General features: G+C 71.8%; 8 protein-coding genes. 1 reads left to right on the top strand and 7 read right to left on the bottom strand.

All coding sequences use genetic code 11. From position 1 onward, the window contains the following. Positions 1 to 40: 40 nt before the first annotated feature. The 3 genes from ACX9TP_RS14385 to ACX9TP_RS14395 all read right to left on the bottom strand — a co-directional run bounded on the left by ACX9TP_RS14385 (position 41) and on the right by ACX9TP_RS14395 (position 15,838). A complete protein-coding gene (locus ACX9TP_RS14385; protein WP_482980297.1) occupies positions 41 to 13,042 on the bottom strand; it encodes a non-ribosomal peptide synthase/polyketide synthase in 13,002 nt (4,333 codons plus the stop codon). A 258-nt stretch (positions 13,043 to 13,300) separates the two neighbouring features. Further along, positions 13,301 to 14,479: an EAL domain-containing protein gene (locus ACX9TP_RS14390; protein ID WP_482980298.1), complete on the bottom strand. Its 1,179-nt coding sequence runs from the start codon at positions 14,477 to 14,479 to the stop codon at positions 13,301 to 13,303. A gap of 117 nt (positions 14,480 to 14,596) precedes the next feature. Next, entirely contained in the window at positions 14,597 to 15,838 is a 1,242-nt protein-coding gene (locus ACX9TP_RS14395; protein WP_482980299.1) for a hypothetical protein, read from the bottom strand. Between the two features lie 72 nt (positions 15,839 to 15,910). On the opposite strand from ACX9TP_RS14395, the gene ACX9TP_RS14400 reads away from it, so the two are divergent. Further along, positions 15,911 to 16,939 (top strand): zinc-binding dehydrogenase, encoded by a 1,029-nt coding sequence (locus ACX9TP_RS14400; RefSeq protein ID WP_482980300.1) that lies wholly within the window; start codon positions 15,911 to 15,913, stop codon positions 16,937 to 16,939. A gap of 8 nt (positions 16,940 to 16,947) precedes the next feature. On the opposite strand, the gene ybaK is transcribed toward ACX9TP_RS14400, so the two are convergent. The 4 genes from ybaK to ACX9TP_RS14420 all read right to left on the bottom strand — a co-directional run bounded on the left by ybaK (position 16,948) and on the right by ACX9TP_RS14420 (position 20,681). Further along, a complete protein-coding gene (gene ybaK, locus ACX9TP_RS14405; protein ID WP_482980301.1) occupies positions 16,948 to 17,424 on the bottom strand; it encodes a Cys-tRNA(Pro) deacylase in 477 nt (158 codons plus the stop codon). Positions 17,425 to 17,428: 4 nt separating this feature from the next. Continuing rightward, positions 17,429 to 18,571 carry a 5-(carboxyamino)imidazole ribonucleotide synthase gene (purK, locus tag ACX9TP_RS14410; protein ID WP_482980302.1) on the bottom strand — a complete coding sequence of 381 codons (1,143 nt, stop codon included), beginning with the start codon at positions 18,569 to 18,571 and terminating at the stop codon, positions 17,429 to 17,431. Further along, positions 18,568 to 19,065 carry a 5-(carboxyamino)imidazole ribonucleotide mutase gene (purE, locus tag ACX9TP_RS14415; protein WP_267855161.1) on the bottom strand — a complete coding sequence of 166 codons (498 nt, stop codon included), beginning with the start codon at positions 19,063 to 19,065 and terminating at the stop codon, positions 18,568 to 18,570. Before purE ends, purK begins: the two co-directional genes overlap by 4 nt. Positions 19,066 to 19,244: 179 nt before the next feature. Further along, complete coding sequence (locus tag ACX9TP_RS14420; protein WP_482980303.1) at positions 19,245 to 20,681, bottom strand: vWA domain-containing protein; 1,437 nt, start codon at positions 20,679 to 20,681, stop codon at positions 19,245 to 19,247. Between the last annotated feature and the right edge of the window lie 65 nt (positions 20,682 to 20,746).

The following is a 20,746-nucleotide window of genomic DNA, read 5'->3' on the forward strand; positions in this document are numbered from 1 at the left end:
TCTTTCGTGAGAGGCAATCAGGTTAGGGCGAGGGAGGGCGCTAGAGAAGCTCCTCGATCCACTCCGGGGTCTCCCCCGCCTGCTCCTCGGGTTGCGGTGCTGGGGCTGACAGCTGTTCGATTCGCTGGCTCATCTTCGCCACGGTTGGAGCCTCGAACAGCGCCTGCAGCGGCAATTGCTCCACGAAGCGCGCGCGCAGTCTGGAGATCGCCTGGGTCGCCAGCAGCGAGTGGCCGCCGAGGCTGAAGAAGTTGTCGTGGAGGCCGACCTTGTCCACGCCAAGGACCTCCGCCCAGATGGCAGCGAGCTCCTGCTCCAGGGGCGTGCGGGGAGCCACATAGCCTTCCTCGCTGCGCAAGGACTGCGGCGCCGCCAGGGCCTTCCGGTCCACCTTGCCGTTCGGGGTGAGCGGCATGGCCTCCAGCGCCACGAAGGCCGAGGGCACCATGAATTCAGGCAGCCGCTGCGCGATGAAGGCGCGCAGCGCTTCCGCCTCCGGGGCCGGCTGACCCGGGTGGGGCACGCCGTAGGCCACCAGCCGCTTGTCGCCCGGAACGTCCTCGCGCACCAGGGCCACGGCCTCGCGGAGGGCCGGGTGGGCGCGCAGCGCGGCCTCCACCTCGGCCAGCTCGATGCGGAAGCCGCGCACCTTGACCTGGTTGTCGATGCGGCCGAGGAACTCGAGCACCCCGTCCGGCCGCCAGCGCGCCAGGTCTCCTGTGCGGTAGAGGCGCTCTCCAGGCGACGAGGAGATGGGGTCGGGGATGAAGCGCTCCGCGGTCAGCTCCGGGCGGGAGAGGTAGCCGCGCGCCAGGCCGTCGCCACCGATGAAGAGCTCACCGGGCACGCCCACGGGCACGGGCTGCAGCCGCGCGTCGAGCAGGTACACCCGGGTGTTGGCGATGGGGTGGCCGATGGGCACCGAGGAGCCCACCTGCTCCGGCCGCGTCATGCGGAAACAGGAGGTGAAGAGCGTGCTCTCCGTGGGGCCGTAGCAGGCGGTGACGGGGATGCCCAGCTCCTCGACGGCGCGGCGGACGTGGGGCGCGGAGACGACGTCGCCGCCAGTCAGCAGCTGCCGCAGGCCCCGCAGGCTGTCGAACTCGAGGTCCACCACCTGCGCGAGGAGTCCGGCGGTGAGGTGCAGGGTGGTGACACGGTGGTGGCGCAGCACGTGGGCGAGCAGCTTCAGGTCGCCCGGGGACTGGGGCGGGAAGACGACGAGCCTGCCGCCGAAGAGCAGCGGGCCCCAGACCTCGAGCGTGGAGGCGTCGAAGGAGATGGGGGCAATGAGGAGGAAGGTCTCCTCGGGGCCGAAGTGGGCGTAGTGGATGCCGTGGAAGAGGCGCAGGACGGAGCGGTGCTCGATGGCAACGCCCTTGGGGCGGCCGGTGGTGCCGGAGGTGAAGTCGACGTAGGCCAGATGGCGAGAGGAGACGCCCGGGTCCGGTGCCGTGGTGGGCTGGCCCTCCAGCGCCAGCTCCTCCACGAGCAGGCGGGGAAGCTGCGCGGAGACGGGGAGCTGGGTGCTCAGCGCGCGCGAGGTGAGCAGCAGCCGGGGGGGCGCATCCTCCAGCATGAAGGCCAGGCGCTCCGCCGGGTAGGCGGCGTCCAACGGCAGGTAGGCCCCGCCCGCCTTGAGGATGGCGAGGAGCGAGACGATGAGCTCCACGGAGCGCTCCAGGCAGAGCGCGACGAGGTCATCCGGCCCGACGCCATGCGCGCGCAGCAGGTGCGCGAGCTGGTTGGCGCGGGCGTCCAGCTGCCGGTAGGTGAGGCGCTGCTCACCGAACTCCAGGGCGATGGCCTCGGGGCGCAGGGCCACCTGCTGCTCGAAGAGGTGGTGGATGCAGGCGTCGGCCGGGAAACCGGCGGCCGTGTCATTCCACGCCACGAGCACCTGCTGGCGCTCGGCCTCGGTGAGCAGGGGCAGCTCGGCGATGCGTTGCTCGGGCCGGGCGAGGACGCCCTCCAGCAGCACCCTCAGGTGCTCGAGCATCCGGACCATGGTGTCGGCTTCGTACAGCTCGGCGCTGTACTCGCAGATCCAGCCCAGGCCCTCGGGCGTCTCGTTGATGGTGAGCGCGAGGTCGAATTGGGAGGTGCGGCTCTCCAGCTCCACGGGGTCCAGCGTCAGCCCGGGCAGGGAGTGGCCGGGCAGGGGATGGGACTGGAACGCGAGCAGGACCTGGAACAGCGGGCTGCGGCCCAGGTCGCGCGCGGGCCGAAGCTGCTCCACCAGCTTCTCGAAGGGCACATCCTGGTGCGCGAACGCGCCCAGCGTCGTCTCGCGCACCCGCTGCAGCAGCTCGCGGAAGGAGGGGTTGCCGTCCAGTCGCGTGCGCAGCACGAGCGTGTTGACGAAGAAGCCGATGAGGCCTTCGAGCTCGGCGAGACGGCGGCCCGCGATGGGCGAGCCGACGCTGATGTCCTCCTCCCCGGAGTAGCGGTGCAGCACCACCTGGAAGGCGGCCAGCAGGACCATGAAGGGGGTGACGCCCTCCTGCCAGGCCAGGGCCTTGAGCGCCTCCCACGTGGCGGCGGGCAGGTGCGCCGAGACGCTGGCGCCGCGGTGGTCGCGCACGGGCGGCCGCGGCTTGTCGGTGGGCAGGTCCAGGTGAGCGGGAGCGCCGGCCAGCTGCTGCTTCCACCAGGACAACTGGCGCTCGAGCTCCTCACCCTGCAGCCACTGGCGCTGCCACAGGGCGTAGTCGGCGTACTGGACGGGCAGCGGGGGCAGGGGCGAGGGAAGGCCCTGGCAGAAGGCGGCGTAGAGTGCGGCGACTTCGCGCACCAGCACGCCCATGGACCAGCCGTCGGAGACGATGTGGTGCATGCACAGCACCAGCACGTGCTCGGTGTCCGACAGGCGGAGCAGGGTGGTGCGCAGCAGCGGGCCGCGCGTCAGCGCGAAGGGGCGCAGGGCCTCCTCGTAGGCCCGGCGCAGCACCTCGGCCTCCCGCTGCTGGGGCGCAAGCGCGCCCAGGTCTTCCCGGGCCAGCGCCACGGGGGCTTCGGGGTGGATGAGCTGGGAGGCAAGTCCCTGCTCGGAGTGGATGGTGGTGCGAAGTGACTCGTGACGGCGGACCAGCTCGGCGAAGGTGCGCTCCAGGGCGGAGGTGTCCAGCACGCCGCGCAGCCGCACCGCCGCGCGGATGTTGAAGAGCGCGCTGCCCGGCTCCAGCTCGTCGAGGAACCACAGCCTCTGCTGGGCGAAGGACAGGGGCAGGGACTGCTCGCGGGAGGCGGGCCGCAAAGGCGGCAAAACAGACGCTGGAGTGGCGCGGGAGGCGTCGATGACCCGGGCGAGCGCTTCGAGGGCGGTGGCCTCGAAGAGGGTGCGCAGGGGCAGCTCCACACCGAAGGTGGTGCGGATGCGGGAGGCGACCTGGGTGGCCAGCAGCGAGTGGCCGCCCAGGTCCATGAACTCGTCGTGCAGGCCCACCTGCTCGACGTGGAGCACCTCGCGCCAGATGGAGGCCAGGCGCACCTGGGTATTGGTGTGAGGAGGAACGTACTCGGAGGCCGAGGCGGTGGCGGCGCCAGAGGGGGCCGGCAGGGCCCGCTTGTCCACCTTGCCGCTGGAGTTGAGGGGCAGGGCCTCCAGGAGGACGAAGGCCGAGGGCACCATGTACTCGGGCAGCCGCGAGAGCAGGGCGGAGCGCAGGGCCTGGGGCTCCAGCGGGGTTTCGGGCTGGGACAGCACGTAGGCCACCAGGCGCTTGTCGCCGGGCACGTCCTCGCGCAGCACCACGAGGGCCTCGCGCACGGAGCGCTGCTCGCGCAGCACCGCCTCCACTTCGCCCGCCTCGATGCGGAAGCCGCGCAGCTTCAGCTGCTCGTCCAGGCGGCCGAGGAACTCCAGCTCGCCGTGGGGCAGCCAGCGCACCTTGTCGCCGGTGCGGTAGAGGCGCTGGCCAGGGTGGGTGGCGAAGGGGTGGGGGACGAAGCGCTCCGCGGTGAGTGCGGGCAGGCCGAGGTAGCCGCGCGCCAGGCCCGCGCCGCCCACGTACAGCTCCCCGGCAACTCCCACGGCCACCGGCCGCATGCGCTCATCGAGCACGTACACCTGGGCGTTGGGCAGGGCACGGCCGATGCTCAGCCGCTGCGCGTCCACCGGGCCGCCAATGGTGGCGCAGATGGTGACTTCGGTGGGGCCGTAGGCATTGAGCAGCGTGCGCGCCCTGCTCCACTGCCGCGCCAGCTCGGGCGAGAGGGCCTCACCGGCGGAGATGACGGTGCGCAGCAGGGGAAGGCCTTCGGGCTCCAACTGGGCCAGGACCGAAGGGGTGAGGGTGACGGCGGAGATGGACTGCTCGAGCAGCAGCGAGCGCAGGGGCTCGTTGGGGAGCAGTTGCTGCTGGGAGGCCAGCACGAGGCAGGCGCCGGCGACGAGGGTGGAGAACACCTCGCAGACGGAGGCATCGAAGCTGGTGCTGGCGAACTGGAGCACGCGGCTGTCGGACCGGTAGCCGTGAGCCCGGGCCGCCTGGAAGGCGGTATTGGCCAGGCCGCCGTGGGTGAGCAGGGTGCCCTTGGGGCGGCCGGTGGAGCCGGAGGTGTAGATGACGTAGGCGAGGGCGCTGGAGTCCGCCTCGGAGTCGAGGTTGTCGGTGGACTCGCGCTCCAGGCGCTCGGAGTGCTCGTCGACGAGGAAGACGTAGCCCCGGCGGTCGAGCAGGTGCTCCAGGGAAGAATGGGTGAGGAGGACGGGGGCGAGGACGTCGGAGGCGATGAAGTCCAGGCGCTCGGAGGGAAGCGCCGGGTCGAGCGAGAGCCAGGCGCCACCGGCCTTGAGGGTGGCGAGCATGGAGACGACGAGCTCGACGGAGCGCTCGAGGCAGAGGGAGACGCGGACCTCGGGGCCGACACCGAGGCGGCGCAGGTGGCGTGCGAGCTGGTTGGCGCGGGAGTTGAGCTCGCCGTAGGAGAGGGTCTGCTCGCCGAAGCAGACGGCGGGGGCGTCCGGGGTGAGACGCGCGTGGGCCTCGATGAGACGGTGGACGGGCTGCTGGGGGAGGGGGCCGGGCGTGTGGCTCCACTGCTCCAGCAGGAGGAGGCGCTCGGCGTCGGAGAGCAGGGAGACGTCGTCCAGGCGGGCCTGGGGGCGGGCCACGAGGCGCTCCAGGACGGTGCGCCAGTGCGACAGCAGCCGCTGCATGGCGGGGGCGGGGAAGCGGGGCTCGTCGTGGGAGAGCAGCAGCCGCACCGTCGAGGTGCCGGGGATGACGGCGAGGGCGAGCGGATAGTTGGAGCGCTCGGCGGCGATGGCGTCGCGCACGTCGAGGAAGGCGGTGCGCTCACGCAGCGAGGCGTCGATGGGGTAGTTCTCGACGACGAGCAGGGACTCGAAGAGGGGCGCGCCGCGAGGCAGCTGGCTGAGGGACTGGACCTGGACGAGCGGAGAGTGCTCGTACTGGCGCAGCTCGAGCTGCTGGGCCTGGAGCGACTGGAGCCAGGGCAGCAGGGGCGAGCTGCCCGAGGGGACGCGGACGCGGGTGGGCAGCGAGTTGATGAAGATGCCCACCATGGAGTCGGAGCCGGGCAGCTCTGGAGGACGGCCGGCGAAGGTGGTGCCGAAGACGATGTCGTGCTCGCCGCAGTAGCGCGAGAGGACGAGGGCCCACGCCGCGAGGGCCAGCGTATTGAGGGTGAGCTGGTGCTGGCGTGAGAAGTCCTTCAGGGAGGCGGTGGCCTCGGCGGACAGGAGCAGCTCGTGGAAGGGGTGGGAGGGGGCCTGTCCCGGCGGGGGCGAGGCATGGGTGTCGGCCGGGAGGGGCGTGGGCGAGGAGAAACCGGAGAGGTAGTCGCGCCAGAAGGAGGCGTCGGCGGAGTCGTCACGCTGGCGCAGCCAGGCGATGTAGTCGCGGAAGGGCGGGCGCGCGGCGGGAGGCGCGGACCGGGCGGAGCGGCAGGCGTCGTAGAGGGAGAAGAACTCCTGGAGCACCAGGCCGAGGCTCCAGCCGTCCAGCAGCAGGTGGGAGTGGCTCCAGTGAAGGCGCCAGACGTCTTGCTGGAGGTGGAAGGCCACCAGGCCCATGAGGGGCGCGCGCCGCAGCTCGAAGCCGCGCTGTCTCTCCTCGAGGAGGAAGTGCTGGTAGCGCTCGTGTTGCTCGGCGGCCCGGAGGGCGCGCCAGTCGAGCACCTCGAAGGCGCTGGGGGGGCGCGAGTGGACCACCTGGAGGGGGGCGTCGAGGCCCTGCCAGTGGAAGGAGGTGCGCAGGACGGGAAGGCGCTCGCAGGTGGACTGCCAGGCCTGTTGGAGGGCAGCGGAGTCCAGGCTGGAGTGGATGGCCCAGGAGTGCTGCATGAAATAGACGGTGGACTCTGGAGAGAGCAGGGCGTGGAAGAGCATGCCCTGCTGGGTGGGCGACAGCGGGTAGAGGTCCTCGATGTCGGGCCCGGTCTGCCGCAGCAGCGAGTCGAGCGACTGTTGGGAGAGGCCCGCGAGGGGGAAGTCGCCCGGGGAGAAGCGGCGGGCCTCCTCGGAGGTGCGCAGGGCGATGAGGGCGCGCAGGTGGTGCAGGAAGCGCCCGGCCAGCGACTCGATGGTGGCCGCGTGGTGCAGGTGGGTGCTGTAGCCGAAAGCGAGCTGCAGCTGTCCTCCGAGCACCGAGCCGTTGATCTCCAGGGCATGCAGGCGCGTGCCCGAGGCAGCGGCGGAAGGACCCGAGGGCTCGTTGCTCAGGGAGAAAAGGCGGCTGGAGGCGGCCGCGGCATCGAGCTGCCCGAGGTAGTTGAAGGCGACCTGAGGCACGGGCAGGGCCTGGAGTCGTTGGGCGATGTCGTGCGGGCCGAGCCACTTCAGCAGGCCGGAGCCGATGCCATGGTGGGGCAGGCGGCGCAGCGAGTCGCGCACGGCACGCAGGCACTCACCGGCCGAGTCGCCCGCGGGCACGGGCAGCAGCACGGGCGTGAAGGAGGTGAACCAGCCCACGGTGCGTGACAGGTCCACGCCGTCGAAGAGCTCCTCGCGGCCGTGGCCCTCCAGGTGGATGAGCACCTGGGACTGGCCGGTCCACTCGCCCAGGGCGCGGGCCAGGGCGGTGAGCAGCACGTCGTTGATGTGGGCGCGCCAGGCGGAGGGCACCTCCTGGAGCAGCAGCTTCGTCTCCTCGGCATCGAGGCGGATGGAGACGGAGCGCTCGGAGGCGTGGGTATTGGGGCCGGAGGCGTCGGTGGGCAGCGGGGCCACCCGGGTGCGGGCCTCGTCCAGCCACAGCGGCGCCTCGGCCCGCAGGGCGTCGGAGTGGGCATGGGCCTGCAGGCGGCGAGCCCAGGCCTGGAACGAGGTGCTCTTGGGGGGGAGCACCGCCTGGAGATAGGCGGACTCGAGGTCCTCGACAATCACGCGCCAGGAGACGGCATCCACCACCAGGTGATTCGCGACCAGGAGCAGGCGCTGCTGGCCGTTGCCGAGCTGGAAGAGGGCGGCGCGCAGCAGGGGCGGCTGCGCCAGGACGAAGCTGGCCTGCAGGCGCGAGGCCTCGGCTTCGAGCGCGGCGGGCTGCTCGGCGGCGGGAGTGGAGGAGAGGTCCACCTGGAGCAGGTGGACGGACGCCTCGTCGGGGGCGGCGTGGTCCTGCAGCCACTCGCCCTCGTGCTGACGCAAGCGCAGGCGCAGGGCATCGTGGTGGGCCACCACCTGCGCGAGTGCCCTGCGCAGGCGAGCGGGCTCCAGCGGCTCACGCGAGGCCAGGAGCACGGCCTGGTTGAAGTGGTGGGCGTGGGCCGCGTCGTGCCGCAGCAGCTGGAGCTGGACGGGCGTGAGTGACACCGGGCCGGTGATGGGGCCCTGCTCGCTGAGCGCCTCGGAGGCGGACGTCACCACCCGCGCGAGCTGCGCCACCGTCTGATGCTGGAAGAGCTGGCGGGCGGAGAGGGCGAGGCCGGCCTGGCGAGCACGCGCGACGACCTGGAGGCTGATGATGGAGTCGCCACCCAGCTCGAAGAAGTTGTCGTGGATGCCCACCTGCTTCAGCCCGAGCACCTGGGCCCAGCTGTCACACAGCCGCTGCTCCACGTCATTGCGAGGCGCGACGTAGGCGGAGCGCGGCTCGGAGCGGGACAGGTCCGGAGCGGGCAGGGCCTTCCTGTTCACCTTGCCGCTGACGGTCAGGGGCAGGGCCTCCAGGGCCACGAAGGCCGAGGGAACCATGTACTCGGGCAGCTTCCTCTTGAGGAAGTCGCGCACGTCGGTGGTGGAGGGCGGCTGCTCACCCGGGGGAAGCACCACGTAGGCCACCAGACGCTTGTCGCCCGAGGCGCCCTCATGCACCGCCACCACGGCCTGGCGCACCTGGGGGTGCTGCTCCAGGGCCGCTTCGATTTCCCCCAGCTCGATGCGCAGTCCGCGCACCTTCACCTGGAAATCCAGCCGGCCCAGGTACTCGATGTTGCCGTCGGCCAGCCAGCGCGCCTTGTCGCCGGTGCGGTAGAGGCGGGCACCCGGCTCGGAGGAGAAGGAGTCGGGGATGAAGCGCTCGGCGGTGAGCTCGGGGCGGGAGATGTAGCCGCGGCCCACCGGGATGCCGCCGATGAAGAGCTCGCCGGGCACGCCTGCGGGCACCGGCTGCAGGTGCGCATCGAGGATGCGCATGAGGGTATTGGAGATGGGGCGGCCGATGGGGATGGAGCGGAGGCCGTGCTGGGGCTGGCAGTGGAAGAAGGTGACCTCGACGGCGGCCTCGGTGGGACCGTAGAGGTTGTACAGCCAGGCGAAGGGCAGCCGCTGCAGGCACCGCTGCGTGAGCTCGGGGGAGAGCGCCTCACCGCTGCACACCACCCGGCGCAGGCTGGAGCAGCCCTCCAGGCCGGGCTGCTCCAGGAAGGGCTGGAGCATGGAGGGCACGAAGTGCACGGTGGTGATGCGCTGCTCGCGGATGAGGTGCAGCAGGTAGTCGGGCTCCTGGTGGCCGCCGGGGCGGGCCACCACGAGGCGCGCGCCCACGATGAGCGGCCAGAAGAACTCCCAGACGGAGATGTCGAAGCTGTAGGGCGTCTTCTGCAGCACGACGTCGTCGGTGCCCAGCGCATCGACCTGCTGCAACCAGAGCAGGCGGTTGCAGACGGGGCGGTGGGCATTCATGGCGCCCTTGGGGCGGCCGGTGGAGCCCGAGGTGAAGATGACGTAGGCGAGGTTGTCGGGAGTGGCCAGGGCGGCGGGCGGGTGCGTGGGCAGGCCGCGCAGCGACGCGTCCCCGAGGGCCAGGGACACCACGGAGGCCCCCGGCGCCTCCGGCAGGTGGGCCATCAGGGCGGGCTGGGCCAGCACGACGGCGGGTCGCGCGTCCTCCAGCATCCACTCCAGGCGCTGGCGGGGGTAGGAGGGGTCGAGGGGGACGTAGGCACCGCCAGCCTTGAGGATGGCGAGGAGGCCCACCACCAACTCGAGGGAGCGCTCCGAGCACAGACCGACGCGCACCTCGGGGCCGACGCCGAGCGAGCGCAGGTGCCAGGCCAGCTGGTTGGAGTGCTCCTCCAGCTCCCGGTAGGAGAGCCAGGCGCCCTCGAAGCCCAGGGCCGGGGCTTCAGGCGTGCGAGCCACCTGGGCCTCGAAGAGGTGGTGGATGCAGGTGTCGGAGGCCAGGGGCGCGCGGGTGTCGTTCCACTCCACCAGCACCTGGTGGCGCTCGGCCTCGGTGAGCAGGGGCAGCTCGGCGATGCGCTGCTCGGGCCGGGCGAGGACGCCCTCCAGCACCTGCCGCAGGTGGCCCACGAGGCGCACCATGGTGGCGGGCTCGAAGAGGTCGGTGGCGTACTCCAGGGAGCCCGCCAGTCCCTGCGCGGACTCGGCGAGGGAGAGGTTGAGGTCGAACCTGGAGGTGCGGCTCTCCAGCTCCACGGGGGCCAGCGTCAGTCCGGGGAGAGAGAGGGCCGGCAGAGGGTCGGGCTGGAGCACGAGCAGGACCTGGAACAGCGGGCTGCGGCCCAGGTCGCGCGCGGGCCGAAGCTGCTCCACCAGCTTCTCGAAGGGCACATCCTGGTGCGCGAATGCGCCCAGCGTCGTCTCGCGCACCCGCTGCAGCAGCTCGCGGAAGGAGGGGTTGCCCTCCAGTCGCGTGCGCAGCACGAGCGTGTTGACGAAGAAGCCGATGAGGCCCTGCGTCTCGGGACGGGAGCGGCCCGCGATGGGCGAGCCGACGCTGAGGTCCTCCTCCCCGGAGTAGCGGTGCAGCACCACCTGGAAGGCGGCGAGCAGGACCATGAAGGGGGTGACGCCCTCCTGCTGGGCCAGGGCCTTGAGCGCCTCCCACGTGGCGGCGGGCAGTCGCACCGGGACGCTGGCGCCGCGGTGGTCGCGCACGGGCGGCCGCGGCTTGTCGGTGGGCAGGTCCAGGTGAGCGGAAGCGCCGGCCAGCTGCTGCTTCCACCAGGACAGCTGGCGCTCGAGCTCCTCACCCTGCAGCCACTGGCGCTGCCACAGGGCGTAGTCGGCGTACTGGACGGGCAGCGGGGGCAGGGGCGAGGGAAGGCCCTGGCAGAAGGCGGCGTAGAGTGCGGCGACTTCGCGCACCAGCACGCCCATGGACCAGCCGTCGGAGACGATGTGGTGCATGCACAGCACCAGCACGTGCTCGGTGTCCGACAGGCGGAGCAGGGTGGTGCGCAGCAGCGGGCCGCGCGTCAGCGCGAAGGGGCGCAGGGCCTCCTCGTAGGCCCGGCGCAGCACCTCGGCCTCCCGCTGCTGGGGCGCAAGCGCGCCCAGGTCTTCCCGGGCCAGCGCCACGGGGGCTTCGGGGTGGATGAGCTGGGAGGCAAGTCCCTGCTCGGAGTGGAGGGTGGTGCGAAGCGACTCGTGACGGCGGACCAGCTCGGCGATGGTGCGCTCCAGGGCGGAGGTGTCCAGCACGCCGCGCAGCCGCACCGCCGCGGAGATGTTGTAGAGCGCGCTGCCCGGCTCCAGCTCGTCGAGGAACCACAGCCTCTGCTGGGCGAAGGACAGGGGCAGGGACTGCTCGCGGGAGGCACGAGGCAGGGGGCCGGATGAGTCCCGGCGCGCGCCAGCGAGCCGCCATGTCAGCTCGGCCAGTGTGGCCCCGCTCAGCAGGACATGCAGGGGCAGCGCCACACCGAGGCCCTTCTCCACCTCGTACGTCAGCTCCACCGCCGCCAGCGAATCCATGCCGTAGCGGGTGAGCGGCTCATCGCGCTTCACCTCCCGAGGGGCCACCTTCAGCTGGCGGGCCAGCCGGATCCGCAACCACTCTTCCAGGGCCTCCGGCGTCGCCGGGAGCACCTCGGGCTCGGTGGCGAGTGACGTGCGGGGGTTGGGCGGCACCTCGGGCCCGTCGGCCTGCTGCTCGCGCCAGGAGGCCACCTCCTGCAGCTCGCCCGCGAGGAAGGCCGCGCGGCTCGCCCGGCGCTGAATCTTGCCGCTGGAAGTCTTGGGCAGGCTGCCAGGAACGATGAGGGTGAGCGCATGCAGCCGCAGCTCATGCTCCATGGCCACCTGCTGGCTGATGGCGCGCGCAACCTCCTCCACCGCCACGGGCTGCCGGCGCGTGTCCACCTCGCACACGAGCACCAGCCGCTCTTCTCCCTCCACCTCCACCGAGAAGGCCGCACCACACCCCGGCCTCAGCGCGGCGTGAGCCCGCTCCGCAGTCAGCTCGAGGTCCTGGGGGTGGTGGTTGCGGCCGCGGACGATGATGAGGTCCTTGATGCGGCCGGTGATGAAGAGCTCCTGGCCCTGGAGGAAGCCCTGGTCCCCGGTGCGCAGGAAGGGCCCGGCGCCGTCGGAGGTGCGCGCCTGGAAGTCGCGCGCGGTGTCTTCGGGACGGCCCCAATAGCCCAGGGCCACGCTCGGGCCCTTCACCCACACCTCGCCCACCTCGCCGGAAGCGCATGGGACGAGCGTCTCCGGATGCACCACGCGCACTTCCTGCTCCTGGAGCGAGTGCCCGCAGCCCACCAGCGTCTGGCTGTGCGGCTGCCCGGCCTGGGCCGGCTCGGCACGGCCCTCGCGCAGCCGGCGCGTGTCCAGGGCCTGCTGCACGGGGAGCGCGCTCACCTCGCCGCCAGAGACGATGAGGGTGCCCTCGGCCAGGCCATAGCAGGGGTAGAAGGCCTCGCGGCGGAAGCCGCTGGGGGCGAAGGCCTGGGCGAAGCGCTCCAGCGTCTCCGGGCGGATGGGCTCGGCGCCGCAGAAGGCCACTTCCCAGTGGCTCAGGTCGAGGGCGGCACGCTCGGCCTCGGTGGTCTTGCGCACGCACAGGTCGAAGGCGAAGTTGGGCCCGCCGCTGATGGTGCCGTGGGTGCGAGAGAGCACCTCCAGCCAGCGCATCGGCCGCCGCAGGAAGGTCAGCGGCGACATGAGGGTGGTGGCGAAGCCTCCGTACAGCGTGCCGAGGATGCCGCCGATGAGCCCCATGTCATGGTAGGGCGGCAGCCAGATGACGCCCGCGCTGTCCTCGCGCATGCGGAACGCACCGTGGATGAGGCCGAGGTTGTGGAGGAGGTTGGCGTGGGTGAGCTCCACTCCCTTGGGCGTCCCGGTGGAGCCGGAGGTGTACTGCAGGAAGGCCAGCGAGTCCGCCTGCGGCGGCGGCCGCCGCCAGCCTGTCTCCGCTCCCGCCGGTAGCGCGTCGGTGGCGACCCAGCGCAGCGCCCGCAGCTCCGGCGCCAGCTCGCAGAGGGACTCCGCCATGGATGCGATGAAGGAGGTGGTGAGCACCACCGTGGCCTGGGCATCCTGGATGAGGGCTTGCAGTCGTGGCAGCGTGCGTTCGAGCCGGAGCGGATCCGGTGGATAGGCTGGCACTGCCACCATGCCCGCCGCCAGGCAGCCGAAGAAGCCGGCTACGTACTCCAATCCGGGAGGGTAGATGAGCACCGCGCGCGCGCCTGGCTTTGCGTGCTGCTGGAGGTCCGCGCCGATGGCCCGTGCCCGCAGCAGGAGCGTGGCCCTGTCCATCGACTCCTGCGCGCTGTCCTCGTCCCCGACGAAGGTGAACAGGGGCGCGGTGGGATTCTGCTCCGTGCGTTCCTCGAGCAGGGTGAGCAGTGTCGGGCGGCCAGCGGCAGCAACAGAGGGCTCCATTCCCAGGCATCCTCGTGCATTGCCCGGACCGACTCGGCCAAGCACCTTGGAGTTCAGTTGTTCCTACAAAATCCGGAACTTAGGTGAGCCCTGTCATTCCTCCAATGGATGTTGGTGGATTCCACTCTCTGTGGCGAGCTCCGGCTGTGATTTGGAACTTGCAGTGGCTTCACAGCCACGGAGCGATGAATTACGGCCGAGCAGCCGCTTCATGCGGTTGGTCATGCCGTACCGCGGACTGACTGGAAGCAGCTCGGCTCAACGCGACGTGCGGCGCTCCAGCAGCTCCGTGGCCCGGTGGATGAGCTGACGCATCGTCACGGTGCCCAGGAAGCGGCTCTGCGCGTCCACGACCACCACCGGGTCATAGAGCGTCTCCGCCCCGCGCTTCATCGCCACGCGGGCCAGCGTGGTAATCGCCATGCGGTCTTCCACCACCAGCGGGCGCTCGTCACGTGCCGTCAGGCGCTGCCGCGTCACCAGCGCCTTCGGGTGGTCGCCCTCCAGCAGGACGACGTGGTCCAGCTGGGGCGCCTCGCGGAAGAGGCTGTGCAGCTCCTCGGCGGGCAGCGTCTCGTCCACGCACAGGCGGCGGATGATCATGCTGCCCACCGTCTCGTCGTCCTCGCGCTCGCGGAAGTCGAGCGCGCGCATGGCCTGGTGGCGCTGCGCCTCGAACTCTCCGGTGGGGAGCACGGGCTCCGGGGACGGGCGGGCGATGAGGTAGCCCTGCACGTGGCGGATGCCCAGCCGCAGCAGCACGGCCAGCTCGTCCCAGGTCTCCACGCCCTCGGCGATGAGCACGGCGTCCACGCTCGCGGCGAAGGCCACCAGCGACTTCACCAGGTGCTGCTGGTAGCTGTAGCGGTGGATGTCGCGCACCAGCGCCTGGTCCAGCTTGATGAACTGCGGCGCGCTGTGCACCAGCGTCACCAGCCCCGAGTGCCCCGCGCCGAAGTCATCCAGGGCGATGCCGAAGCCCTCCGCCGCGCACTGGCGCGTCAGCCGCTGGATGAGCGCGTTGTCCTCGAACGCCGCCTTCTCGGTGATTTCGAGCACGAGGTGGCGGGGCGTGAGGCCGTACCGGGCCAGCAGCGCCACGGTGGAGCCGTCCCCGAAGCGCGGGTCGCTCAGCACGTCCGGGCTGACGTTGAAGAAGAAGGGCGCGCGGCGCTGCTCGTCGCGCAGCGTGGAGATGCACTGCAGCGCGGACGTCCAGCACGCGCGCTCCAGCTCCCACGTGAAGCCCTCCGCCCGCGCCTGGGTGAAGAGCACCTGCGGCTCCCTCCACTGTCCGGGCCCCCGCGACAGGACCTCATGCCCGATGACCTTGCCGTGCAGCAGGTCCACGATGGGCTGGAACACCGACGTCAGGTTGGGTTCATCACCGTTCCACAGCCAGGCGGGGGCCTGGGTGGAAGCCGAGGAGGGGCTCATGTGGGGAAAGTGTAGCCCAAAGGGCCCACGGCTTCAGGCCACCCCCGTGAGAATGCCGTGGCGGCCGGGTAACGCGGGGCCCCCTCGTCCCCGCCTCCCCGGCCAGCCAGGCTCCCCTCAAGACTCCCGGATTCGCTCCAACCCCCCGGAATTCGAGGGTTCTTCCGCCGAGGGCAGGGGGGAAACCGCCGGAATCGGCTCGCCCCCGGTAGTGGACAGTGGAGCCGTCACCGACAGCGCGGCCTGGGTGGCGACGGCGTCCAGGGCCTGGCCTTCCTCCCATTGAACGGAGGAGAGCGAGCGGAAGCGGCGGGCCAGCGCGGACAGCTCCGCGGCCTTGAGCTGGGCCTGACCGCTGCGCAGCGACAGCAGCGCCACGCGGGCCCGCTCCAGCAGGGCCACCTCGGCGCGCAGCCGGGCGAGGATGCGCTCGCGGCGCCCCTTCAGCTCCCCCAGGTGCGCGACTTCCTCCGCCAGCGACGCCGCGGCCAGCTCCAGCTGTCGCCGCGCCACCGCGTCCGTGCTGGCGCGGGCACTGCGCTCCAAGTCCTCGCGCTCGGCCTGGAGCTCCGCCTGCGCGCGCTCCTCCAGCTGCGCCTCCACGCCGGCCCACTCGGACGCCAGCTCCACCGCGTCGCGGGTGATGCGCGCCAGCGTGCGGGCCAGCTCCTCGCGAGCGGGCTCTCGCGGCAGCAGGGCCAGGGACTGGCCGCATTGCCGGTACAGCGACAGGGCCCGCTCGGACAGGGTGCGGAAGTCCCCTGCCAGCTTCGGGAGCAGCTCCTCCGCGCGCGCCTCCACTGGGTCCGCGGACAGCCCCAGGTGGGCGGCCACCGCGCTCAGGCCCACGAACAGGCCGAGGATGCCGCCCGTCACGCCCGCCCCCAGCAGCGCCGGCGTGGCCAGGTCCGCCAGGCGGGCCGAGAAGACGCGCGCCACCTCCAGGCCGGCCAGGGTGAGCCCCACGCTCAGTCCCGCGCCCAGGCCAAAGTGCACGAGGGTGGGGCGCGCCTCCGCCACCTGTCCCTTCTCACCGCGCTCGCTGAGCCGCGCGCGCACCAGCAGCGCCCCCGCCGCCGCCGCGCTGCACGCCACCGTCCACCCGGGCGCCATGCCCAGCGCGTACGGAATCGCGGTGAGCAGCAGTCCCAGGCCCCCCAGGAGGACGCGGTCCCACCGGTCTCCCTGCGCGCACGCCAGCACCACGGCGGCGGGCACCAGCCACGCCAGCGGCAGCGGCAGCCCCACGCGAAGGGTGACCAGGTGCATCAGTCCCGCCCCGGCGCCCGCGGCGAGGGCGCGCGTGACGGTCCGTTCGAAGGCCTCACGATGGTGGAATTGTAGAATGGTGGCGCTCATCGACTCCCCACGGCGTGGCGTCAGGCTGGGAATTCCCCCTTTCACGCGCGGGAGAATAAAAAGGTCTTCCGGATGAGCACCCCTCCCGTTCCCCAGACGATGCGAGCGTTGGTCCTCACCGCCTACGACGGGCGGCCGACGTCGCTCCAGGTGCAGACACGCCCCGTGCCGAAGCCCACGTCCAGCCAGGTGCTGGTGCGCGTGGCGGCATCCCCCATCAACCCGTCGGACATGATGTTCGTCCGGGGCCTGTACGGGGTGAAGAAGCCCTTGCCCACGGTGCCGGGCTTCGAGGGCAGCGGCACGGTGGTGGCCGCGGGCGGTGTCACCGGCAGGCTGCTGGTGGGCCGGCGCGTGGCGTGTGTGGCCCCGGCGGAGGGCGACGGGCTGTGGGCGGAGTACGCGGTGGTGGGGCTGCCGCAGTGCATGCCCCTGCGCTCGCACATCACCGACGAGCAGGGCGCGAGCCTCTTCGTCAACCCCTTCACCGCGTGGGCGCTGATGGAGCGCGCGAGGGAGGGCGGGCACACGGCGCTGGCGCAGACGGCGGCCGCGAGCTCGATGGGGCGCATGCTGCTCGCGCTGTCGCTGCGCGCGAAGGTAACCATGGTGCACGTGGTGGGGCGGCCGGAGCAGGTGGAGCTGTTGAAGAAGCTCGGCGCCGAGCACGTGCTGAGCAGCCACGAGCCCGAGTTCGAGGAGCGGCTGCGCCTCATCTGCCACGAGCTGAAGGTGTCGCTCGCCTTCGACGCGGTGGGCGGCAAGCTCACCGGTCAGGTGCTGCACGCGATGCCCGACGGCGGCACGCTCATCGTCCACGGCCTGCTGTCCGAGCAGGAGTGCCGCATCCACCCCGGCGAGCTCATCTTCGGCGGCAAGAAGGTGGAGGGCTTCTGGATGGAGCGCTGGGGGCGCCAGGGCTTCGGGCGCGAGAAGCTCAAGGCGAGCATGGCCGTGCCCGCGCTGGTGGGCCGCGTACTGGAGACGCCGGTGCGCGCGCGCCTGCCGCTGGAGTCCGCGGGCGACGCGGTGCGCATCGCCTCCACGGACATGACGTCCGGCAAGGTGCTCTTCGTGCCGGGGCAGGGCGCCGCCGCGTAGCGCGGGCGTCAGGCCTTGTCGCGGGAGATGGGCCCTGTCTTCCCCTTCGTCACCCGCAGGTAGTCCGCGGGCGACAGGACGAGCTGCGTGCCGCGCACGCCCGCAGACACCGCCACCACGTCGAACAGCTCCAGCGTCTCGTCGACGAAGACGGGGTAGTCCTTCTTGCCGCCAATGGCCGTGCAGCCGCCGCGCACGTAGCCGGTGAGCGGCTGCAATTCCTTGAGCGGCACGGTGTCCACCTTGCGGTCCCCGGTGAGCCGCGCCAGCGCCTTCAAGTCCAACTCCCCGTTGCCCGGCACCACCGCCATCAGCACGCCGGTGCGGTCGCCGCGCGCCACCAGCGTCTTGAAGACCTGCTCGGCGGGCATGCCCACCTTCGCGGCGACAGACTCCGCGGACAAGTCGTCCGGGTCCACCTCGTAGTCGCGCAGCTCGTACTTCACGCCGAGCGAGTCCAGGATGCGGGCGGCGTTCGTCTTCACGGCGTCACACCCCCAGGGCGGTGGCCGCGGCCTTCACGCGAGCGAGCGCGTCCTCGGGCGTGGTGCCCACCGCGGACAGGTGCCCCATCTTCCGGCCCTTGCGCGCGTCCTTCTTGCCGTACAGGTGCAGCCGGACGCCGGGCATGGCCAGCACGTCCTCGAAGCGCGGGCCGCCCTCCTTCAGCCACAAGTCACCCAGCAGGTTGACGATGGCCGCGGGGCGCACCACCTCCACCGAGCCCAGCGGCAGGTTGCACGCCGCGCGCACCGCCTGCTCGAACTGCGAGGTGAGGCACGCGACTTCCGTGGAGTGGAAGCTGTTGTGCGGGCGCGGCGCCACCTCGTTGACGAGCAGGCTGCCATCCCCCAGCAGGAACATCTCCACCACCAGCAGCCCCTCCACCTGGAGCGACTCGGTGATGGCACGCGCCAGCTCCGTCGCCTGGGCCGACACCTGCGGCGGCAGCGGGCCGGGCAACAGCGACCACGCGAGGATGCGCTCCTCGTGGTGGTTGTACGCGGGCGGGTACACCGCCGTCTCGCCCTTCGGGCTGCGCGCCACCAGCACGGACAGCTCGGACTTCAAGTCCAGCGCGGCCTCCACCACCACGGAGCGCTCGCCCAGCTCCTTCCACGCCGTCGCGGCCTCGGAGGCGGACTTCACCTCCCACTGGCCCCGGCCGTCGTAGCCGCCCTCGCTGGACTTCACGAAGCAGCGGCCGCCCAGCGCCCCAATCGCCTCGGACAGCTCCTGCTCGGAGTGCGCCTCGCGCCAGGGGCCCAGCGGGAAGCCGCCCTTCGCGAGCCAGCCCTTCTGCCGGCCGCGGTGCTGGACGATGCGCAGCACGTCCGCGCCCGGGCGCATGGGCGCGTGGCGGGCCACCGCCTCCAGCGTGGCGAGGGAGACCTTCTCGATTTCGAGCGTCACCGTGTCACAGCCGCGCGCCAGCTCCTCCGCGGCGGCGGTGTCGGAGAAGGACGCGGTGATGCAGCGGTCCACCACGGAGAGGGCGGGGCAGGTGGCGTCCGGGTCCAACGCCTGCACCTGGAAGCCCAGCGTGCGCGCCGCCAGCGCCATCATCCGCCCGAGCTGGCCACCCCCGAGGATGCCAATCGTCCCGCCGGGCAGCACCACGCGCGACTTCATGAAATCTCCCGGTGCGCCAGCACCTCGTCGGTGCGTGCCTTGCGCCAGGCCGCGAGCCGCTCGCGCAGCTCCGGGTACTTCAGGCAGAGGATGGCGGCGGCGTGCAGGGCCGCGTTGGCGGCGCCCGGCTTGCCGATGGCCTGCGTCCCGACGGGCACGCCCTTGGGCATCTGGACGATGGAGAGCAGCGCATCCAGCCCGCTGAGCAGCGTGGTGGGCATGGGCACGCCGATGACGGGCAGCAGCGTCTTGCTGGACACCATGCCGGGCAGGTGGGCGGCCCCTCCCGCGGCGGCGATGATGACGGACAGGCCGCGCGACTCCGCGGTGGACGCGTACTCCATCATCCAGTCCGGCGTCCGGTGGGCGGACACCACGCGCACCTCATGGGGGATTCCCAGCTCCTTGAGGATGTCCACGGCGGGCTGGAGGTACTCCAAATCGCTCCTGCCGCCCATGATGACCCCGACCCAGGGGGGAATCGTACTCGCCATGTGGTGTGCGCGCCTCCGTGCGCTCTCTCCGACCGAAGGCGGAGGAAACGCGGAGATAGGGCGGGGGGATTCCGTCGGTCAACACGGAAGGTGAGGCGGTCGTCCAGTGGACGCCCGCCCCGCTCCCTGCCCGCCCTGCGCGCGGGGGCTCCAGAGCCGCGCCCCACTGGCGTGGGGCTTCAGTACGTCGAGCCCACCTTGCCAAAGCTCTTGAGGGCCTTGACCTTGCTGCGCTTGACGGCCGAGCGCGTCTCCTCGTCGTTGTCCGCGCTGTCGTACTCGTCCAGGGTCGCCTGCTGCTCGGCCACGTCGGCGGCCACCGCGGCGGCGCCGGACACGGCGCTGGCCTCGTGGAAGAGGGCCTGGTTCTGCTGGAGGTAGCCCTTCGCCTCGTCCTTGCGGCCCCCGCGCAGGGCCTCGGCGGCCTTCTGCATGTTGACCGCGCTGCGCGCCCGGGCCGCGTACACCGTGGCCTCCTTGTCCTGGCGGGCCAGCACCTCCTCGCGGCGGTCCGTCACCACCGAGGACAGCGTGGCCGCGTTCTCCACGCCCACGTTGCGGATGAGGTCGGTGTAGGCCAGCTTCAAATCCGTCACGCGCACCGTGCGGCCCACCGTGTCATCCGTGACGTTCAGCCGCACCACCAGGCGCTCCAGCTGGCCGGCGGAGAAGTCCGGCAGCGACACCCTGACGACGTTGCCGGACTGGCTGGCGCGGTAGCCCATCACCTCGCCCAGGGACGTGCCCGGGGGCAGGGTGAAGGTCAGCGTCACGTCGCGCGCCACGGACGTCGTGGCCTGCTGCAAGTCCTTCTGGAAGAGCGTGGCCAGCTGCCCCGCGTCCTCGAGGAAGCCGTACGCGCCCGCGCCGTACTCGGCGAACGCCTGCATCAGGTCCTCGTTGAAGTCGGTGCCCACGCCGATGGAGCTCAGCGTGATTCCGGAGGCGCGCAGCTCCCGCGCCTGCTGCGTCAGCCCCTCGTCGTCCGTGATTCCCTCGGTGGGCTGGCCGTCGCTCATGAGGATGAGGCGGTTGACGTGGAACTGCCCCTGCGCCCCGGACAGCTGGTAGCGGCCGGCGGACAGGCCCGCGCCGATGTTCGTGCCGCCCTCGTCCCAGATGCCGTCCACGTACTGGAGCATCCGCTCCCGGTTGCCGGGCGTGGCCGGCAGCGACGGCAGGCTCTTCACGTCCGAGCCATAGTGGACGATGGCCAACCGGTCCTCGTCCCGCAGGAGGCTCACGAGGTGCCGCGCGGCCTGCTTCGCCTGGGCCAGCTTGTAGCCGCTCATGGAGCCCGAGCGGTCGATGACCAGCGCCAGGTTCACCGCGCTGCGCTTCGCCCCCGGCACCTCGGCGCCCATCAGGTCCACCGTGGCGAAGACTTCAGAGGTGCCCGTGGGGATGTAGGGGTGCGACAGGCGGCTCGTCATGGTGAGCGAGCCGGGCGTCGCGAGCACGGGCGGGGGCGGGGTGGGGGGCACCGGCGGCGCCACCACCACCACGGGGACGGGAGGCGGCGGGGGCTTCACCATCCCCAGCTGCGGCAGCCCCAGCACCAGGGCGGTGAGGGCGAGGCCACCGGCGAGGCTGAGGAAGAGGACCGTTCGGTTCATGGGCAGGGCTCCTGGCGCAAACGACGCGGGCCCTGCCTTTACGAACGAAGCGGGGGAAAAGGTCT

This window comes from Pyxidicoccus sp. M15, assembly GCF_056858435.1.